This window comes from Variovorax paradoxus NBRC 15149, from assembly GCF_001591365.1.
In the GTDB taxonomy this organism is placed as follows: domain Bacteria; phylum Pseudomonadota; class Gammaproteobacteria; order Burkholderiales; family Burkholderiaceae_C; genus Variovorax; species Variovorax paradoxus.
On sequence record NZ_BCUT01000001.1, the window covers coordinates 2,775,017 to 2,792,209 of the forward strand.

General features: G+C 69.4%; 11 protein-coding genes. 5 read left to right on the top strand and 6 right to left on the bottom strand.

The genetic code is table 11. The features are described 5' to 3' along the window. Positions 1 to 17 precede the first annotated feature (17 nt). From VPA02S_RS12925 to purB, 3 genes are all read right to left on the bottom strand, one after another. Positions 18 to 2,156, bottom strand: a complete 2,139-nt coding sequence (locus VPA02S_RS12925) for a TonB-dependent receptor family protein (protein ID WP_049809420.1) — start codon at positions 2,154 to 2,156, stop codon at positions 18 to 20. Positions 2,157 to 2,238: 82 nt separating this feature from the next. After that, positions 2,239 to 3,381 (bottom strand): PepSY-associated TM helix domain-containing protein, encoded by a 1,143-nt coding sequence (locus VPA02S_RS12930; protein ID WP_028256440.1) that lies wholly within the window; start codon positions 3,379 to 3,381, stop codon positions 2,239 to 2,241. A gap of 134 nt (positions 3,382 to 3,515) precedes the next feature. Beyond that, entirely contained in the window at positions 3,516 to 4,895 is a 1,380-nt protein-coding gene (gene purB, locus VPA02S_RS12935; RefSeq protein ID WP_015867906.1) for an adenylosuccinate lyase, read from the bottom strand. A gap of 121 nt (positions 4,896 to 5,016) precedes the next feature. Here purB and VPA02S_RS12940 point away from each other — a divergent pair, with 121 nt between their 5' ends. Beyond that, the gene (locus VPA02S_RS12940) at positions 5,017 to 5,628 is read left to right on the top strand and encodes a glutathione S-transferase N-terminal domain-containing protein (RefSeq protein ID WP_015867905.1); all 612 of its coding nucleotides are present in this window, start codon (positions 5,017 to 5,019) and stop codon (positions 5,626 to 5,628) included. 289 nt (positions 5,629 to 5,917) lie between these two features. On the opposite strand, the gene VPA02S_RS12945 is transcribed toward VPA02S_RS12940, so the two are convergent. Continuing rightward, positions 5,918 to 6,535, bottom strand: coding sequence for a glutathione peroxidase (locus VPA02S_RS12945; protein ID WP_155736565.1), 618 nt, complete (start codon positions 6,533 to 6,535; stop codon positions 5,918 to 5,920). Between the two features lie 130 nt (positions 6,536 to 6,665). Here VPA02S_RS12945 and VPA02S_RS12950 point away from each other — a divergent pair, with 130 nt between their 5' ends. The 3 genes from VPA02S_RS12950 (at position 6,666) to VPA02S_RS12960 (ending at position 9,004) form a co-directional block, all read left to right on the top strand. Next, the gene (locus tag VPA02S_RS12950) at positions 6,666 to 7,523 is read left to right on the top strand and encodes a ferritin family protein (RefSeq protein ID WP_015867903.1); all 858 of its coding nucleotides are present in this window, start codon (positions 6,666 to 6,668) and stop codon (positions 7,521 to 7,523) included. Between the two features lie 40 nt (positions 7,524 to 7,563). Further along, positions 7,564 to 8,445, top strand: a complete 882-nt coding sequence (locus VPA02S_RS12955; protein WP_018903522.1) for an RNA polymerase sigma-70 factor — start codon at positions 7,564 to 7,566, stop codon at positions 8,443 to 8,445. A 91-nt stretch (positions 8,446 to 8,536) separates the two neighbouring features. Continuing rightward, positions 8,537 to 9,004 (top strand): carboxymuconolactone decarboxylase family protein, encoded by a 468-nt coding sequence (locus VPA02S_RS12960; protein ID WP_062363971.1) that lies wholly within the window; start codon positions 8,537 to 8,539, stop codon positions 9,002 to 9,004. Positions 9,005 to 9,013: 9 nt separating this feature from the next. Here VPA02S_RS12960 and VPA02S_RS12965 read toward each other — a convergent pair whose 3' ends face one another. Together VPA02S_RS12965 and glnE are read right to left on the bottom strand one after the other, a co-directional pair. Continuing rightward, positions 9,014 to 10,183 (bottom strand): septal ring lytic transglycosylase RlpA family protein, encoded by a 1,170-nt coding sequence (locus VPA02S_RS12965; RefSeq protein WP_062363973.1) that lies wholly within the window; start codon positions 10,181 to 10,183, stop codon positions 9,014 to 9,016. Further along, positions 10,176 to 12,971: a bifunctional [glutamate--ammonia ligase]-adenylyl-L-tyrosine phosphorylase/[glutamate--ammonia-ligase] adenylyltransferase gene (gene glnE / locus VPA02S_RS12970; RefSeq protein ID WP_062363976.1), complete on the bottom strand. Its 2,796-nt coding sequence runs from the start codon at positions 12,969 to 12,971 to the stop codon at positions 10,176 to 10,178. The genes VPA02S_RS12965 and glnE overlap by 8 nt, the downstream gene beginning before the upstream one ends. Before the next feature lie 25 nt (positions 12,972 to 12,996). Between glnE and VPA02S_RS12975 the strand changes: the two genes are divergently transcribed. Then, positions 12,997 to 17,181: a YhdP family protein gene (locus tag VPA02S_RS12975; RefSeq protein ID WP_062363978.1), complete on the top strand. Its 4,185-nt coding sequence runs from the start codon at positions 12,997 to 12,999 to the stop codon at positions 17,179 to 17,181. Positions 17,182 to 17,193 lie beyond the last annotated feature (12 nt).

The window sequence follows — 17,193 nt, forward strand, 5'->3', positions numbered from 1 at the left end:
CGCCCCCACGGGCCGCGTCAGAACGCCACCGAGGCCTGCAGGTACACCGTGCGCGGCTGGCCCACGTACTTGCCGCCGTTGTTGTCGACCGAGCGGTTGTAGTAGCGGCGGTCGAACAGGTTCTTGATGCCGACGGCGAGCTTCAGGTTGCTCATCGAGGGGCCGAAGTCGTACGCCGCGCGCAGGTTCATGGTGGCGTAGCCCGGAATGTTGCCGAGCCGGCCGTTCGGGTCTTCCAGCGTGATGTACTGCGCGCCGTCGTCTGGCGAGCCCGGCGAGCGCTGCTTCGACTGCGCGTACACGTCGGCATTGAAGGTCCAGGGCCCGCGCTCGTAGCGCGCGCCGAGCGTGGCCACCTGGCGCGAGTAGAAGGGCAGGTCGCGGCCGGCAAAGGCCCCGGCCTTGGCAATCGCCTGCGTGTAGGTGTAGGTGGCCGACACCGACAGGCCCTTGAGCGAATCGCTCAGGCTGCCGAGCTGGTAGCGCAGCGCCGACTCCAGGCCGCGGTGCCGCGTGGCGCCCAGGTCGGTCCACTGGCCGACGTCGCCGGTGATGGAGCGGGCCAGCAACAGTTCCTTGTCGAAGTTGATGTTGAACAGCGTGAGCTCGCCGCTCCAGGCCTCGCCCTTGTAGTGCGTGCCGATCTCGTAGGTCTTGGCCTTCTCGGGGTGCAGGCCGCTGGTGGACTGCGCGAGCTGCGCATACTGCTGCGGCCCGAACGACACGCCGGCGTTCGCGAACACCGACCAGCGCTCGTTCATGCGGTAGAGCACCGACAGCGTCGGCAGCACTTCGTTGGAGTCGATTTTCGGATAGTTCGCGCCGGTGACCCGGCCGTTCGCGAGCGTGAAGACGTCGTTGTGCGAGCGGATCGATTCATAGCGCACGCCGGGCGTGACCGTCCAGTTGCCGAAGTCGATGCGGTCGTCGATGTAGACCGCATGGGCGGTGGTGCCGCCCTTGCTCGACTGGTAGGCCGGCTGGGCGAGCGCGTAGGCGTCGAAGCCCGGGCGCGGCTGGTAGTAGCCGCTGCGCGTCGCCACCTCGGAGGCCTCTTCCTTGAGGTAGCGCGCGCCGACGCTGATCTCCTGCACCACGCTGCCCGAGTCGATCAGGCGCGAGTAGCGGGGCTCGAAGGCGTAGGTCTTGTAGTTGCGCGGTGCCGAGGTCAGGCGCCGCCGGCCCGTGTTGGCGCCGGTGCCTTCCTGTTCGAGGTAGCTGCTGCGGTAGGAGTCCGTGTAGTAGCTCAGCATCTCGAACTTGTTCACACCGTCGTCGTGCGTGTACTTGACCGAGCCATCGGTGCGGCGTCCCGTGAATTCGTCGAACGGACGGTCCGACTGGAACGGGTCGGCCGCGAACTGCGCGGTGGTCAGCCCGCCCGGCATGCGGCCCTTGCCCTCGAAGTGATGCAGCGTCACCGCGATGTCGTCGGTCTTCGACAGGCGGTAGGCGCCCTTGAGCATCAGGTCGTCGATGCTGGTGTGGTCGTTGCTCCGGCGAAAACCGTCGCCGTGCGTGCCCGAATAGAGCAGCGCCAGGCCCAGGCCGTTCTCGTTGGTGCCGCCCACGAACAGGCTGGGCGAGGTCTTGGTGCCGCCGCCATGGCCCGCGCCTTCCACGCCCACGCCCACTTCGCCCGCGAACTGCTTCGGAATCGAGCGCGTCACGAAGTTGATGATGCCGCCCACGTTCTGCGGGCCATAGCGCACCGAGCCCGCGCCGCGCACCACGTCGACCGCTTCCAGGCTGCCGAGCGACAGCGGCGCCAGCGACAGCTGCGGCTGGCCGTAGGGCGCATAGGCCAGCGGCACGCCGTCCAGCAGGATGGTCGAGCGCGGCGACAGCCGCGAGGTGAGGCCGCGCACGCCCACGTTGAGCGAGATGTCGCTGCCGCCCGTCCCGTTGCTCTCCTGCACCTGCACGCCGGGAACCTGGCGCAGCGCCTCGCGCACGCTGGTGGCGCCGCTTTCCTGGATCTGCGTGCGCTCGATGATGCTGCGCGCGCCCGGGTGCTCGAGCACCTTGGTCTCGCTGGGCGTGCCGAGCCAGTCGCCGGTGACGGTCACCGCCTCCAGCGATTTCGCGCCGGATGCGGCACCGGCCGGCTCGGCTTCGGCCGCCAGGCTCTGGAAGCTGATGGGGAACAGCGCCATGACCAGTGCGGCGCACTTCTTTTGCTTGAACAAGGCTTCTCCTCGGATACCAATAGAAATCGAAAGCTGCGGGGCGTCCGGCTCAGGACGTGGTGCGGTTGCCGGCCGAAAGCGCGATGCCGCGGGCCGCGGCCGCCGCGCGCCGGCGCCGCCACCAGAGCCAGATCCCGCTCAGGCCCAGCCCGCCAAGCGCCAGCCCGAGCAGCAGGGTGACCGCCTGGTGCACCGGCCCGCCCAGCACCCCGGTGTGCAGCGGATAGATCACCACCACCGCACCGTTGCCGGCGTCCAGGTCCTGCCAGCGGCGCACCGCCAGCACCTCGCCCGTGAGCGGATGCAGCCACACGGAGCTGATGCCGTTCGGATGCGGATCGTCGGCCAGCCGGAAGCGCACGCGCACCGGGCGGTTCGGCCTGGCCGGCACCTGCACGTAGCCGATCGGCTGGCCTGGGAACACGTTCTGCGCGCGGGCCACCAGTTCGTCGAGCGGGAGCCGCGGACCTGTTGCGGGCCCCTTGGGAACCACGGGCGGCTTGACCACCTCCTGGCCCATGGCGGCGGAAATGAAGCCGCCGAGTGGCCGCCAGGCCATGTAGGCGCCCGTGAAGACCGACACCGCGATCAGCAGCCCGAGCACCGCGCCGCCGGTGCGGTGCAGGTCGAACAGCCCGCGCAGCAGGCCGCGATTCAGCGAGATGCGCAGCGACGGCGGCCAGCGCGCGGGCCACCAGAGCACCAGGCCGGTGACCAGCAGGAAAAGATAGGCCAGCGCCACGAACGCCAGGATGCCCTTGCCCGTGTCTTCCAGCAGCAGGCTGCTGTGCAGCTCGAAGAGCAGGTTGTAGGCGCCTTCGTGCGAGCCGCGCCGGCCTTGCTCCGCGCCGGTCGCGGGGTCGAGGTAGAGCGTGCCGTCCCAGGGCCCGCGCACGTACACCCAGAGCGTTTCGCCGGGGCTGCGCGGCGGGCGCAGCGTGAAGGTGGTGTCGGGGCCGAACTCGGCCACGAGGCGCTGGCGCAGCGGTTCGAGCGGCAGCGCGGGCGTCCCCGTTCCCGCATCGGCCGCGCTGCGCGCGACGAAGAGCGCGGGATGCGCATCGCGGTCGATCGGCAAGGCCACCACCAGCACGGCGCCAAGCAGGGCCGTGAGGGCCAGGACCGGACCGAGCGAAAGGCCGATCCAGCGGTGAATCTTGAGCCAGAGGCGTCTCAGGGATGCGCGCAGCATGGACAACAGGGGCGTCGAAAAAGCCCCGCCTGGTTGTTGGCTGGCGCGCCGCCGAGGGCGCGTTGGCTGAAAGGGGGCGTGGCACGAAGAAAACAGCCGCCCTCGGGCGGCTGCTGCATCGGCGTGCGGGGAAGCTAGATTCTACTGGCGAGCTCCGCCGCCTTGCCCACGTAGCTCGCGGGCGTCATGGCCAGCAGGCGCTCCTTTTCCGCTTCGGGAATGTCGAGCGAGCGGATCAGGCCGTGCAGCGCCTCGGCCGTCACGGTTTTGCCGCGCGTCACTTCCTTGAGCTGCTCGTAGGCGCCCTGCACGCCGAAGCGGCGCATCACCGTCTGGATCGGCTCGGCCAGCACTTCCCACGAGGCGTCGAGGTCTTCGGCCAGCGCTTCCTGGTTGAGCTCCAGCTTGCCCAGGCCCGTGGCCAGGCTCGCGTAGGCCAGCGTGGCATAGCCGAAGGCCACGCCGATGTTGCGCAGCACCGTGCTGTCGGTCAGGTCGCGCTGCCAGCGGCTGATCGGCAGCTTCTCGCTCAGGTGGCGCAGCACCGCGTTGGCCAGGCCCAGGTTGCCCTCGGCATTCTCGAAGTCGATCGGGTTGACCTTGTGCGGCATGGTCGAGGAGCCGATCTCGCCCTTCTTGAGCCGCTGCTTGAAGTAGCCCAGGCTCACGTAGCCCCAGACGTCGCGCGAGAAGTCGATCAGGATGGTGTTGGCGCGCGCCACCGCGTCGAACAGCTCGGCCATGTAGTCGTGCGGCTCGATCTGGATGCTGTAGGGCTGGAAGCTCAGGCCCAGGCCGAGCGGCGCCGGCGTTTCGATGACCTTGCGGCTGAATGCCTCCCAGTCGAAATCGGGCCAGGCGGCCAGGTGGGCGTTGTAGTTGCCCACGGCGCCGTTCATCTTCCCGAGCAGCTGCACGGAAGCGATCTGCGCGCGCGCCTTCGAGAGCCGTACCGCCACGTTGGCGATTTCCTTGCCCACGGTGGTGGGGCTCGCGGTCTGGCCGTGCGTGCGCGACAGCATCGAGACGCCGGCGAACTGGTGCGCCATTTCGCGCAGCTTGGCAATCAGCCCGTCGATGGCCGGCAGCATGACCTTTTCGCGCGCGGCCTGGATCTGCAGCGCATGGCTGGTGTTGTTGATGTCTTCGCTGGTGCAGGCAAAGTGCACGAATTCGGCGGCGGCCAGCAGCTCGGGGCGGGCTTCGAACTTGGACTTGATCCAGTATTCGACCGCCTTCACGTCGTGGTTGGTGGTCTTCTCGATGTCCTTGATGGCCAGCGCGTCGGCCTCGGAGAAGTGCGAAACCAGTCCCAGCAGGTACTTGCGGGCGCCGCCCGTGAGCGGCTTGAATTCGGCAAAGCCGCAGTCCGACAGCGCGATGAACCACGCCACTTCGACCTGCACGCGCCGGTGCATGTAGCCCTGTTCGCTCATCAGCGGGCGCAAGGCCGCGAGTTTGGCCGCATAGCGGCCATCAAGTGGGGAGAGGGCGGAAACGGTGGAGAAGCTCATTCCCCGAATTTTAGGTGGCTTGGCGCCGATGCACGTTTGCCACGGATCGGGGCCCGCTCTTTGGCCCTTCCCCTAAAATGACCATGAACAAACGTCATCAATGCAAGGGGAGAGAGCTTTCATGAAACTGATCGGATCGGCCGCCAGCCCTTATGTGCGCAAGGTGCGCGTGGTGCTGGCTGAAAAGCGTCTCGACTACCAGTTCGTGATCGAGGACGTCTGGGCGGCCGACACCACCATCGCGCACTCCAACCCCCTCGGGAAGGTGCCTTGCCTCATCATGGAAGGCGGCGACGCGATGTTCGATTCGCGCGTGATCGTCGAATACCTCGACACCCTGTCCCCCGTGGGCAAGCTGATCCCCCAGCAAGGCCGCGAGCGCGCCGAGGTCAAGACCTGGGAAGCGCTGGCCGACGGCGTCATGGACGCCGGCGTGCTCTGGCGCCTGGAAGCCACCTGGTCCGGCCGCAGCGACGGCGAGCGCAGCGCCGCCTGGATCGAGCGCCAGCGCGCCAAGGTCGAAGGCGGGATCGCCGCCATGGCCAAGGGGCTGGCCGACAAGCCCTTTTGCAGCGGCATCCACCTGAGCCTGTCGGACATCGCCGTCGGCTGCGCGCTGGGCTGGCTGGGGCTGCGCTTTCCCGAAATCGACTGGCGCAGCCAGCACACCAATCTGGCCAAGCTGTACGACAAGCTGATGCTGCGGCCCAGCTTCATCGACACCCAACCATGAAAAAAGGCGCCAGAGGCGCCTTTTTCGTTTCAGGGCGCCGGCATCTGCCGCGCCCCGCCCGTTGCGGGAAATACAAAAATGCTGCGAGGCGCCCCGACGCGAAGGAGGGAGGGAGGGAGGAGGAGAAGAATCGCCTCGGGATTTCGACCAGACTGGACGCCTGGAAGACCTCGCAACATGAAAACTGGAAGGCATGTGCTGCCCTCGTTCGTTATGAGCACAGTGTGCCAGCCCGGTTCCCCCTCCAGTGGTAAACGTTTGTGACCGTTAGTTCATGGTGGCAAGGCCCTCAGCCGCCCGCCGCGAGCTGGCTCTCGATGACCTTGACGAAGGCGCTCTCGTCAGGCGCCGTCATGCTGGACCAGGCCTGCACCACCTTGCCGTCGCGCCCGATCAGGTATTTGTAGAAATTCCACTTCGGCGTGGTGCCCGAGGCCAGCGCGAGCTGCTTGAACAGCGGGTTGGCATTGGCGCCGCGCACCGACGACTTCGCGAACATCGGAAATTTCACGCCGAAGGTGCTTTCGCAGAAATCGGCAATTTCCTTGTTCGAGCCCGATTCCTGTGCGAAATCGTTGGACGGGAAGCCCAGCACCACCAGCCCGCGCGCGCGGTATTTGCTGTCCAGCGCCTCCAGCCCCTTGTATTGCGGGGTAAAGCCGCAGAAGCTCGCGGTGTTCACCACCAGCACCACCTTGCCCGCGTACTGGCACAGCGATTGGGGTTTTTCATCCTGCAGCCGCGGGAAGGTGTGCTGCAGGGTGGACGGGCAGGCCGCAGCGGCGGTGCCGTCGGCCGGGGCGGATGGGGCGGCTGTGGGACTGGGAGACGAGCTGGGAGAGGGGGCCTGTGCGACCGCTGTGCCAGCGGCAAGAAGGCATGCGGCCAGGGCGGCAGGGATTCGCATAAGGGGGCTCCTGAAGACAAAAAAGTGTGCATTTCGCGCCATAAGACCGCGCTTATGCACACATCATCGCGCGTCTGTCATGGGTGCGCCAAACGAGCCGACTAAAATCGACGGCCTTAGAAAGACTTTGATGCTTTATCCGGAACTCTTCAGACAACTCGAATCTGTCCGCTGGGACATGGACAAGGACATTCCCTGGCAGTCGTTCGATGCTTCGCTGCTGTCCGAAGAGCAGGCGCAGACCATCAAGATGAACGCCATCACCGAGTGGGCGGCACTGCCGGCCACCGAGATGTTCCTGCGCGACAACCGCCACGATAGCGATTTTTCGGCTTTCATGTCGATCTGGTTCTTCGAGGAGCAGAAGCACTCGCTGGTGCTCATGGAGTACCTCAAGCGCTTCAGCCCCCAGCATGCGCCCACCGAGCAGGAACTGCACGAAGTGCGCTTCGACTTCGACCCGGCCCCGCCGCTCGAAACCCTGATGCTGCATTTCTGCGGCGAAATCCGCCTCAACCACTGGTACCGCCGTGCCGCCCAGTGGCACACCGAGCCGGTCATCAAGCACATCTACACCACGCTGAGCCAGGACGAGGCCCGCCACGGCGGCGCCTACTTGCGCTACATGAAGCGCGCCATGGAGAAGTTCGGCGACGAGGCGCGCGCCGCCTTCACCAAGGTTGGCGTGCTGATGGCCAGCGCGCGCCGCACCGCCCAGGCGCTGCACCCGACCAACCTGCACGTCAACAAGGCGCTGTTCCCCAACGACACCATCCAGAGCCGCATGCCCGATCCCGACTGGCTCGAGCACTGGCTGGACAAGCAGATCAAGTTCGACGCGGTCTGGGAAAGCAAGGTCGGCGAGCGCATCCTGCACAACCTGAGCCTCCTGATGAACCGCAGCTTCAAGACGGTGCAGGAGCTCAACCGCTACCGCAAGGAACTGGCCGCCACGCTCGGCCCCAGGCCCGAGTACCAGGGCGCATAAGCGCCTGTCACAAACCCGGTGGGTCGCCCGTCTTGTGAGCATGGACGATCCCACCCTCGCCTTCAACAGCCACCGCAGCCGCCTGCAGGGCATTGCCTACCGCATGCTCGGCTCCGTCGCGGAAGCCGAAGAGGTGGTGCAGGACGCCTGGCTGCGCTGGCACGAGGCCGACAAGGCCGCCCTCGGTAGCGCCGAAGCCTGGCTGGTCACCGTCGTCACCCGTCTTTCGATCGACCGGCTGCGCGCGGCCAAGGTGCAGCGCGAGCACTACATCGGCGCCTGGATGCCCGAGCCCACGCTGACCGGCGGGCCGGACACCCCGGAGCAGCTGCTCGAACGCGCCGACAACATCTCCGTCGCCTTCCTGGCCGTGCTCGAGCGCCTGGCGCCCGAGGCGCGCGCCGCCTTCCTGCTGCGCGAAGTGTTCGACGCCGACTACGACGAGGTGGCCCGCACGCTCGGCAAGAGCGAAGCCGCCTGCCGGCAGCTGGTGCACCGCGCCAAGGCGCAGGTGCAGGAGGCGCGCCCGCGCTTCCAGGTGCCGCGCGAAACCCACCAGCGCCTGCTGCGCGCCTTTGCCGATGCGGCCGCACGCGGCAGCCTGCAGGAGCTGAAGGCGCTGATGGCGGAAGACGTGGAGCTCATCGGCGACGGCGGCGGCAAGGTGCAGAGCTTCAGCAAGGTCCTGCGCGGCAGCCAGCGGCTCGCGCAGCTGTACTTCGCGCTCTGGCGCCGCATGGGCGCCGCGGTGCGCATGGAACTGGTGGAGCTCAACGGCGAGCCGGGGCTGTTGCGCTTTCTGGATGGTGAGCTCGAATCGGCGCAGACCTTCGAGATCGAGGACGAGCGCATCGTGCGCGTGCGCGTGCAGCGCAATCCCGACAAGCTCGCGCGCATCGCGCAGCTCTATTCGCTGAAATAGTTTTCCGGCGGCGTGTCACAGGGCCGATGGCTGGCCCGTCTTCAACAGGTAGCAAGCAGATTTTTCATCTCAACCACCTGGAGTACGCGCCATGAGCAGCACCACCACCCCTCGCCTCGCCTGGTTCAAGATCGCCCCCAAGGCCTTCCAGGCCATGATCGCCGTCAACGGCGCCATCGAATCGTCCAGCCTCGGCAAGGTGCTGATCGACCTCGTCTTTGCCCGCGTCTCGCAGATCAACGGCTGCGCCTACTGCCTCGACATGCACGTGCGCGACCTGCGCCAGCAGGGCGAGGACTGGCAGCGCATCAACAGCCTGGCCACCTGGCGCGAAGTGAGCTTCTTCAGCGAGCGCGAACGCGCGGCGCTGGACTGGGCCGAAACGCTGACGCGCCTGCCGGGCCACCACGAAGCCCGCGACGCCGAGTTCGAGGCGCTCCAGGCGCATTTCAGCGAACTCGAGATCGTCGAACTCTCGATCGCGATTGCGCAGATCAACGCGTGGAACCGCATGGGTGTGGGCATGCGCCTGCCGGTGGCGGCCAAGGCGATGCCCTGAGGCCTTGAATCAGCGGCGCTCGACCACCATCGGCGCGATGCGCAGGCTCTCGCGCAGCTGCGTGACGGCCTCGCCGGCTTCGCTGCGCGAGGCGAAGGGCCCGGCCTGCAGGCGGTGCGTGCCGGCTTCGCTGAACACGCGCAGCTGCGGCGCCAGCGTGGGCAGTCCGCGCGCGGCCTGGCTGCGCAGGCTCTCGGCGCCATCGCGCTCGCGGAAGGCGCCGAGCTGCACCCAGAAGCCCGCGGCCGCGGCCGCGGGCGAGGAGGAGGGCGCAGAGTCCTGCGATGCGGCGGCCCGCGGCGCCGGCGGTGGCGCGGTGAGCGGCGCCATCGGCGGCAGGTCGCTGACCATGATCGGCTGGCGCGGCGATGCGGCCTCCGGCTCGGGCGCCGGTGCGGCCTGCGCGACCCGGTCGTCGGGCGCCATGGATGCCATGGGCGTTTGCGGCGCGACCGGCGTCGCCGAGGCCGGCGCTGCAGCGTTCATCGCCACCGGCGCCACCCAGGCCGAGGGCACGGCCACCGGCGCAGCCGCCACGCGCTGCGCCGGCGCCGGCGCCTGCGAGGCCGAGGCATAGGCCGTCCCCGCATCGCGCCGCCATGCGCCCGTGCGGATGTCCTCGTTCGTGATGCGCTCGATTTCCACCGGCGCCACGCCGCGCAGCAGGTCGAGCTTGAGCGCCGCCGTGTAGCTCAGGTCGATGATGCGGCCGTCGACAAAAGGCCCGCGGTCGTTCACCCGCACGATCACCTCGCGCCCGTTGGCCGGGTTGCGCACCCGCACGTAGCTGGGCAGCGGCAGCGTCTTGTGCGCGGCCGTCATGGCGTACATGTCGTAGGGCTCGCCGCTCGCGGTCGAGGCGCTGTGGAACTTGCGGCCGTACCACGAGGCAATGCCCGATTCGCGGAACGGCCGGTCGTCGGTGATCGGCTGGTAGGCCCGGCCCAGCACCGTGTAGGGCTTGCTGGTGCCGCCGCTGCCGCGGATGGCTTCGATGCGGGGCTCGGCGTCGGGCACGCGGTCCAGGTCGGACGGGATGTTGCTGCCCGGGCCGTCGCGGCCGCTCAGTGCGCCGCCGCCGCTGCGCGTGCCGCTCGCGCAGCCCGCAAGGAGGACGGCGACGGCCACCGCGCAGGCCGCCAGCGCGGGGGTGGAAAAGGAGAGTGCGCGCTCAGCCAAATACCGCCTTCCATAGCGCCAGCATGGCGTCGCGCTCGGCGGCCAGTGCGGGCGGGGTGACCTGGGTCGGTTCTTCGTTGAGGCGCGCGCGGTGCTGCACGCGGCGCAGCTCGCGGTAGGCGGCGGCGGCGTTGCGGCCGACGCCCTCGGGCAGCAGGCCGGCTTCTTCCGCGCGCAGCAGCAGCGCGATGTTGCCGACGTTGGGAATCAGCTCCGGATGCTCGCCCGAGGCCGACAGCACCAGGAACTGCACCGCGAACTCGGCATCGACCATGCCGCCGGGGCTGTGCTTGACGTCGAAGCGATCGGCCTTCACCGGCCGCGCGCCGCGCAGCTTGTTGCGCATGGCGATGATCTCGGCCTTGAGCGCCTCGCGGTCGCGCGGCGCCACCAGCACGGCCTCGCGCACCTGGTCGAAGCGCGTGCCGAGCTCGGTGCTGCCGAGCACGAAGCGCGCGCGCGTCATGGCCTGGTGCTCCCAGGTCCATGCGGTGTTGCTGCCGCGTCCGAGCTGGTAGCGCTCGTAGGCTTCGAAGCTCGTGGTCAGCAGGCCCGAATTGCCGTTCGGCCGCAGGGCGGTGTCGATCTCGAACAGGTCGCCTTCGCGCGTCTTCACGGTGAGCCAGTTGATCAGCTTGCGCACGTAGGCCGCATAGACCTCGCCCGCGCGCTCGTCGTCGTCCTCGTAGACGAACACGATGTCGAGGTCGCTGCCGTAGCCCAGCTCCTTTCCGCCGAGCTTGCCGTAGCCGATGATGGCGAACTGCGGCAGCTCGCGGTGCCTGTTGCGCACGTGCGGCCAGCACCAATGGGCGGTCACGCGCAGCGTGATGTCGGCCAGCGCGCTCAGGTCGTCGGCGACCTGTTCCACCGTGAGCCGGCCGTCCACGTCGCGTGCCAGCGTGCGGAACACCTCGGCGTGGTGGGCGTGGCGCAGCAGGTTCAGCAGGCGCTCCTCGTCGGCTTCGCCGGTGCGGCTGAGGGAGGCGTGGCGCGCCTCGAGCTCGCGCTCGAACTCGGCCGCCATGAAACGGCCCGAGAGCATTTCGTCGCTTGCGAGCTCGTCGATCACGCCCGGATGCTGCATCAGGTAGCGTGCCGGCCACTTCGCGGCGCCCAGCAGCCGCAGCAGCCGTTCCTGCACCGCGGGCCGCTCGACCAGCAGCGCCAGGTAGCTCTCGCGCCGCAGGAGCGGCTCGATCCAGTCGGCCCAGCGCAGGGCGGCATCGACATGGCGCGGCGTCTGGCCGGGGCCGTCGCCGTCGGGCTCCTTCAGCCATTGCCCGGTGCGCTGCACCAGCTGCCGCAGCCGTGCGCGCGTTTCCTCGCGCAGCGCCAGCACGCGGGGCTGCTCGCACCAGTTGCGGATGCGGTCGGCAAAGGCCGGCGGCAGGTCGCCGAGCAGGTCGGCCAGGTCGGCGGGGGCGGCGGCCTTCTTGCCGTTGCACTTGCCGTTGCAGGGTTTCTCGCCGCCGAGCAGCTTGTCGAACTCCTGCGCCACGAACTCGCGGTGCGTGTCGAGCTGCTCGAGGAAGGGGCAGCAGCCGGCGTAGCCCATGGTCTGCGCGATCCAGCGCAGGTCGTCGTCAGCCACCGGCAGCACGTGGGTCTGCTGGTCGTCCAGGTACTGGATGCGGTGCTCCACGCGGCGCAGGAATTCGTAGGCCGCAGCCAGGGTGTCGGCGGTTTCCTGCGGCATCAGGCCGGCGCGCGCGAGCCGCTGCAGGGCGTCGAGCGTGGGGCGGGTGCGCAGCTCGGGGAACTGGCCGCCGCGCACCACCTGCAGCAGCTGCACGGTAAATTCGATCTCGCGGATGCCGCCGCGCGAGAGCTTGACGTCGTTGGCGCGCTCGGGCCGCCCCGCGCTGCGCCGGGCCGACTGCTCGCGGATCTGCCGGTGCAGCGTGCGCAGCGAATCGAACACGCTGTAGTCCAGGTAGCGGCGGAACACGAAGGGCAGCACGGTGGCGCGCAGGCCCTGCGCAAGGCCTTCTGCGACGATGTCGCGCGGCGCGACCACCCGGCTCTTCATCCAGGCAAAGCGCTCCCACTCGCGGCCCTGCACCTGGAAATATTCCTCGAGCGCATCGAGCGACACCACGCTGGGCCCGGAGTTGCCGTTCGGCCGCAGCGCAAGGTCGACGCGGAACACGAAGCCGTGCTCGGTGACGTCGCCCACCAGCGCATAGATGCGCTTCACGGCGCGCGAGAAATACTCCTGGTTGGAGAGGCGGCCGCGGCCGTCGGCATCGCCGCGGGTTTCGCCGTCCAGGTCGTAGAGGTAGATCAGGTCGATGTCGCTCGACACATTGAGCTCGCGCGCGCCGAGCTTGCCCATGCCCACCACCCAGAGCTGCGCGCGCTGGCCTTCGGGGCCGAGCGGCGCGCCGTGCACCGCGTCGAGTTCCTGGCAGGCGTCGCGGCAGGCGACGTCGAGCGCGAATTCCGCGAGCTCGGTCACGGCGGTGGTCACCACGGCCAGCGGCGCGTTGGCGTCGCAATCGAGGGTGACCAGGCGTTCCATCACGAGCTGCCGCACAATGCGCAGCGCATCGCCGACGCCGTCCCCGCGTTCGCGCAGTGCCTCGTAGGCCTTTGACATCGACTCGCGCCGCGGCGCGCCAGGGGAAAGCAATGCAAGCTCGGCCGCATACCTGCGGCGCAGGCGCTGGACGAAGCGCGAATAGGAAGAGAACGCGACCTCGGTCGCTTCTGTCGATGGCGTGGCTGGCAACTGGTTCACACTGGTGTTGGTTTCCGTGGAACCCCTCTGAATGCTGGCGGTCATAATTCCGGACACAGCGCGATCCTCAATGAACGACACGGCGTCTTCCCCTTCACGTCTGCTCAAGATCACCGCTGCGACGGCGCGCTGGCTGCTGGGTTTACTGATCGCTGCATGGCTTCTGCTGGCACTGTCAGTGGTTGTCCTACACGCGTGGATTGTGCCGCGAATCGGCGATTACCGTGGCGCGCTCGAGGCACAAGCCAGCAAGGCCATCGGGGTACCCGTGCGCATCGGGTCGATCACGGCGCGTTCCGATAGTCTCTTTCCCGCCTTCGAATTGCGCGACGTGGTGCTGCACGACGCCCAGAAGCGGGAAGCCCTGCGCCTCGTGCGGGTGGTGGCCAGCGTGTCGCCGCGCTCGCTGTGGCGCCTCAATTTCGAGCAGCTCTACATCGAGGGGCCGCAGCTCGACGTGCGCCGCGACGTGCTCGGCAAGCTGCACGTGGCGGGCCTGCACATGGACACCGACACCACCGGAGAGACCCGCGCCGCCGACTGGTTTTTCGCCCAGCGCGAGTTGGTGGTCGAGGGCGGCACCGTGCGCTGGACCGACGAGCAGCGCCAGGCCGAGCCCCTGCTCCTGACCGACGTGCGCTTTGTGGCGCGCAACACGGCCCGGCGCCATGGCCTCAGGCTCGACGCCACGCCGCCGGTCGGCTGGGGCGAGCGCTTCACGCTGCGCGGGCAGTTCCGCCAGCCGCTGCTGTCGGTGCGCTCGGGCCGCTGGCAGAGCTGGGACGGCCAGGTCTATGCCGACCTGCCCTACATGGACGTCACGCGCCTGGGCCGCTATGTCTCCCTCGACGCCCGCATCCGCGAAGGCAGCGGCGCGCTGCGCCTGTGGGCCGACGTGAAGCGGGGGCAGATCGTGGGCGGCGCGGCCGACCTCGGGCTCGACCGCATCGACGCCTCGCTGGGCCGGGGCCTGCAGCCGCTGGTGCTGCGCGCGGTGACCGGGCGGCTGGCCGGCCAGCTGGACGAGGAAAAGCTCGAGTTCTCGACCGCCGCCCTGCAGTTCGACACCGCCGACGGCATGCGCTGGCCCGGCGGCAACCTGTGGCTGCAGCATTCGCCCGCGCGCGGCCGCACGCCGGAGCAGGGCGCCTTGCGCGCCGACCGGCTCGACCTGGCCGCGCTGGCCCTCATTGCCGACCGGCTGCCGCTCGGCGATGCGACGCACCGCGTGCTCGACGCCTATGCGCCGCGCGGGCTGGTCGAGCGCATCGACCTGAACTGGCAAGGCTCGCTGGGCGCTCCCGAGCGCTACCAGGCCAAGGGGCGGGTCAGCGGCCTGCGCGTCGCCTCGCAGGCCGCAGCCGCGCCTGAAAGCACCCCCGCCCCGCCAGCCACTGCAGCCCGACCCAGCAGCACCGCGCCGGCCACCCCGCGGCCGCATGCCGGCTCCCCGGGCCTGAGCGGTGCCACCGTCGAGTTCGACGCCACCCAGGCCGGCGGCAGCGCCGCACTGTCGATGGCGCAGGGCACGCTCGAATTCCCGGGCGTGTTCGAGGAACCGGTCATTCCCATCGACCGGCTCGCGGCCCAATTGCAGTGGAAGCTCGACAAGGGCCATGCGCAGCTGCAGGTTTCCAAGCTGCGCTTCTCCAATGCCGATGCCGACGGCGAAGCCGAAGCCAGCTGGCGCACCAGCGATCCCGCCGTGTCCCGCGGGCAGTCGCTCTACCCCGGCGTGCTCGACCTGCAGGGCAAGCTGACCCGCGCCGACGGCACGCGCGTGTTCCGCTACCTGCCGCTCGAGATTCCCCAGCACACGCGCGACTACGTGCGCGATGCGGTCACCAAGGGCACCGCCAGCAGCGTCGACTTCCGCGTGCGCGGCGACCTGCACGACATGCCGTTCATGGACCCGAAGCAGGGCGAGTTCCGCATCGCGGCCAAGGTGGCCGACGTCAACTACGCCTATGTGCCGCCGGCCTCGGCGATTGCAGCGTCGACGGCATCCAAGGCGCCGGCCTCCGCGGCCCGCGCCGGCGCGCCGGCGCCCGTGTGGCCCGCGCTCACCGGGCTCTCGGGCGAGCTGGTGTTCGAGCGCGCGGGCATGCTGGTGCGCAATGCGCGCGGCCGGCTGGCCGGTGCCACCGGCATCGAGGTGAGCAAGGCCGAGGCGCAGATTGCCGACATGTCGCACCATGCCGCGCTGCTGCGCGTCGATGCGCAGGCCAAGGGGCCGCTCGCCGAACTGCTGCGCGTGGGCGCGCCGCTGGCCGGGGAAACCGGCGAGGTGCTGTCCCGCGTGCGCGCCACCGGCACGGCCGACTACCGCCTGCACCTCGAACTGCCGCTGGCCGCACTCGAGGCGGCCAAGGTCCAGGCCAGCATCGCGCTCACCGACAACGAGCTGCAGCTGGTGCCCGAGGCGCCGTCCTTCGCCCATGCGAAGGGCGTCGTCGGCTTCACCGAAACGGGGTTTTCGCTGGCCGGCGTCAGCGCCAGGCTGCTGGGCGGCGAGGTCCGCGTCGAAGGCCGCGGCCGCTTTGCCGGGCCCGGCCGCGAGGTGGCATTGAAGGCGCAGGGCACCGCCACGGCCGAGGGCCTGCGCGCGGCGCGCGAGGCCGAGTGGCTCGCGCGCATCGCGGCCAAGGCGAGCGGCAGCACGCCCTATGCGGCCACCTTCTCGATGCGCGACGGCGCGCCGGAGTTCTTGCTCACCAGCACGCTGCAGGGCTTGGCGCTGCAGCTGCCCGCGCCGCTCGTGAAGGCGGCGGATGAACAGATGCCGCTGCGCATCGAGAAGAAGGTGCTGCAGCGCGAGACCCGCGCGGGCGCCGCCGTCGCCGTGCAGGACCAGCTCTCGATGGAGCTCGGCCGCATCGGCGCCGCCCAGTATGTGCGCGACATCTCCGGCGCCGAGGCGCGCGTGCTGCGCGGCAGCATCGGCATCGGCCTTGCGCCGGGCGAGGCCGCCCCGGTGCCCGACAAGGGCGTGCTGGCCAACGTCAACGTCGCGAAGCTCGACATGCCCGCATGGCAGGCGCTGGTCGGCGACACCGCAAGCAGCGCCCCCGAAGCGGCGGGCGGTGCCGAGCGGCCCGAAGACGCGGCCACGGGCTACCTGCCCACGCGCATCGCGGTGCGGGCGCAGGAGCTCGGCATCGCGGGGCGCACGCTGCACAACGTGGTGCTCGGCGGCACGCGCGACGGCGCGCTCTGGCGCGCCAACATCGACGCCACCGAGCTCAGCGGCTACGCCGAATACCGCCACACCCAGGCCGGGCGGCTCTATGCGCGGCTCGCGCGGCTCAAGATCGCGCCCACCGAAGCCAGGCAGGTCGAAACCCTGCTCGACGAGCAGCCGGGCACGCTGCCCGCGCTCGACATCGTCATCGACGACTTCGAGCTGCTGGGCAAGCGCCTGGGCCGCGCCGAGATCGACGCCGTCAACCGCGGCGGCGCGGGCCGCGAATGGCTGCTCAACAAGTTGAGCTTCACCATGCCCGAGGCCAGTTTCTCGGCCAAGGGCACCTGGGCCGCCGCGCCGGGCGGCACCCCCGGGCGCGCAGAGCAGCGCCGCACGGCCATGACCTTCAAGCTGGACATCGCCGATGCCGGCGACCTGCTCACGCGCTTCGGCATGTCCGGCGTGCTGCGGCGCGGCAGCGGGCGGCTCGAAGGCGACGTCAACTGGCGCGGCTCGCCGTTCTCGCTCGACTATCCGAGCCTGGGCGGGCAGCTCCAGGTCAATGTCGAATCGGGCCAGTTCCTCAAGGCCGACCCGGGGCTGGCCAAGCTGCTCGGCGTGCTGAGCCTGCAGGCGCTGCCGCGCCGGCTCACGCTGGATTTCCGCGATGTCTTCAGCCAGGGCTTCGCCTTCGACTTCATCCGCGGCGACGCAAAAATCCACAACGGCATCGCGAGCACCAACAACCTGCAGATGAAGGGCGTCAACGCGGGCGCGCTGATGGACGGCTCGGCCGACATCGTGCGCGAAACGCAGGACCTGCGCGTGGTGGTGGTGCCCGAGATCAACGCCGGCACCGCCGCGCTGGTGGCCACCGCGATCAATCCCGCGATCGGCCTGGGCACCTTCCTCGCGCAGTGGGTGCTGAGCAAGCCGCTTGCGGCCGCCGCCACGCAGGAGTTCCATATCCAAGGCACCTGGGCCGACCCCAAAATAGCCAAGGTGCCACGATCCATCCTGCCGAACGTGCCCGGCGCTGCCGCGGTGCCGCCCGGCGGCCAGGGCAAGTGAAAACGGAGACCA

Bases quoted from the DNA above. Each gene is read 5' to 3' on its own strand.
- purB (WP_015867906.1), bottom strand. From the start codon at position 4,895: ATGAGCTTCTCCACCGTTTCCGCCCTCTCCCCACTTGATGGCCGCTAT.
- VPA02S_RS12925 (WP_049809420.1), bottom strand. From the start codon at position 2,156: ATGGCGCTGTTCCCCATCAGCTTCCAGAGCCTGGCGGCCGAAGCCGAG.
- VPA02S_RS12955 (WP_018903522.1), top strand. From the start codon at position 7,564: ATGGACGATCCCACCCTCGCCTTCAACAGCCACCGCAGCCGCCTGCAG.
- VPA02S_RS12945 (WP_155736565.1), bottom strand. From the start codon at position 6,535: ATGCGAATCCCTGCCGCCCTGGCCGCATGCCTTCTTGCCGCTGGCACA.
- VPA02S_RS12950 (WP_015867903.1), top strand. From the start codon at position 6,666: ATGCTTTATCCGGAACTCTTCAGACAACTCGAATCTGTCCGCTGGGAC.
- glnE (WP_062363976.1), bottom strand. From the start codon at position 12,971: ATGACCGCCAGCATTCAGAGGGGTTCCACGGAAACCAACACCAGTGTG.
- VPA02S_RS12930 (WP_028256440.1), bottom strand. From the start codon at position 3,381: ATGCTGCGCGCATCCCTGAGACGCCTCTGGCTCAAGATTCACCGCTGG.
- VPA02S_RS12940 (WP_015867905.1), top strand. From the start codon at position 5,017: ATGAAACTGATCGGATCGGCCGCCAGCCCTTATGTGCGCAAGGTGCGC.
- VPA02S_RS12975 (WP_062363978.1), top strand. From the start codon at position 12,997: ATGAACGACACGGCGTCTTCCCCTTCACGTCTGCTCAAGATCACCGCT.
- VPA02S_RS12960 (WP_062363971.1), top strand. From the start codon at position 8,537: ATGAGCAGCACCACCACCCCTCGCCTCGCCTGGTTCAAGATCGCCCCC.